Annotated in this window: 2 protein-coding genes; both read right to left on the reverse strand. The window is 45.6% G+C overall.

Annotation, left to right across the window (positions count from 1 at the left end):
• Positions 1–172 (reverse strand): hypothetical protein (locus tag KIV40_RS35660; RefSeq protein WP_375164927.1); only part of this gene is annotated, 172 nt, incomplete at its 3' end.
• 41 nt (positions 173–213) lie between these two features.
• On the reverse strand, positions 214–1,110 hold the full coding sequence (gene gspC / locus KIV40_RS31960) for a type II secretion system protein GspC (RefSeq protein WP_285353352.1): 897 nt from the start codon (positions 1,108–1,110) through the stop codon (positions 214–216).
• Between the last annotated feature and the right edge of the window lie 217 nt (positions 1,111–1,327).

Raw genomic sequence — 1,327 nt, forward strand, 5'->3', positions numbered from 1 at the left:
GTACCGACGGATCAACGATGATCGTCTTCTCAAGGTTACGGCCAACAATATTAATAAACTCTTGAATATCAGTGCCCTTAAAGCTGGCACTAAAATCATTAGCGATGGCTGCTGGTGTGCAGATCAAGCTTCCCGCTAATAACCATGCACTTTTCTTAAACCAATGCTTCACGTACTACTCCTACACTCTCGCCTTTCGGTAAGCGAAATGTTTTAAAATTCGATAAAAATGTCATGCTGCTGTCCGTCTCTTTCGACCACCAAATTCAGTTCGGTTAAGTCAGAGATAGAGCGGAAAATCGTGCCCATAGCAGCCGGATCGGTCAGGTCTTGTCCATTAAGCTGAGTCGCGATGTCTCCACTTTGGAGCCCAACCGATTTAAAAAGTTCGGGATCTCTTCCAGGACTGACGCGATAGCCAATCACATTACCGTCGCGTTTCACTTGTGAAAGGCGAACGTATTGGAAGATTTGTTGTGGGTCTTGGGTGATCTTAGCCTTAATCTCTTCCAGCTTCTCTTCAGCGGAACCCGGATTGTTGCCGCGAACCGATGCCGACGCACGCGGCTTCGCAGGCGCAGATACAGACAGGCGCTTATACTCAAGGCCTTCAAGCATTAAGGTTTCATCACGGCCGGAGTTATCAATAATGACACGATCAATCAACACCGCTTTCAGCTTAGCGCGCGTCCCTTCTATTTCTTCACTGATGCCGTAGGTCGCTTGTTTACCACGGTTTGCTATTACCGCAAGGCTACGATTCGGATCAGAACTCGCCACCGCACCCACCAGCACGAGGTTCAAACGTGTTTTAGGGGCGTCTTGAATCACAGGCTGTTCAATAACCTGAGGCGTTTCGGCGTTATATTCACCAAATAGATGACTCTTTTGTAGAGATGAGATATCGAGCGTTGATTGCGGTCGAGATGACGACGAGGCTTGCGCCTTCCAAGACGTGATAGATTGCTCTGCTGGCTCAATAAACCAAGCCAATTGACCCAGAATCCATGCAGAGATAGCGATCAATACACAACAAGTTATCAGGCTCAGCTTCTGCTGAAATACAAATCCATTCTCTATTAAGCGGCTCAACAGGGGAGAATTTCCCATGCGATTCTTGAGCTCTAAAAACTTCACTTGCCTAAACCCTTCTGTGAAGATGAGAGCACTAAACCATTAAACTCTCAGCTTTTTTGTTCATTATGACTATATCGTATTACAATTTGATATAGAATCCGAAACTATACCATAGCCGACGCATAAAAAATCATAACGTGAGCTATTTTGCAGTATGCCTTGAAAAAAAACACATTTGCCACCACTTTAG

The sequence above is a fragment of the Vibrio sp. D173a genome (genome assembly GCF_030248475.1).

Excerpts from the sequence above, each read along its gene's own strand:
- gspC (WP_285353352.1), bottom strand. The coding sequence starts at position 1,110 with ATGGGAAATTCTCCCCTGTTGAGCCGCTTAATAGAGAATGGATTTGTA.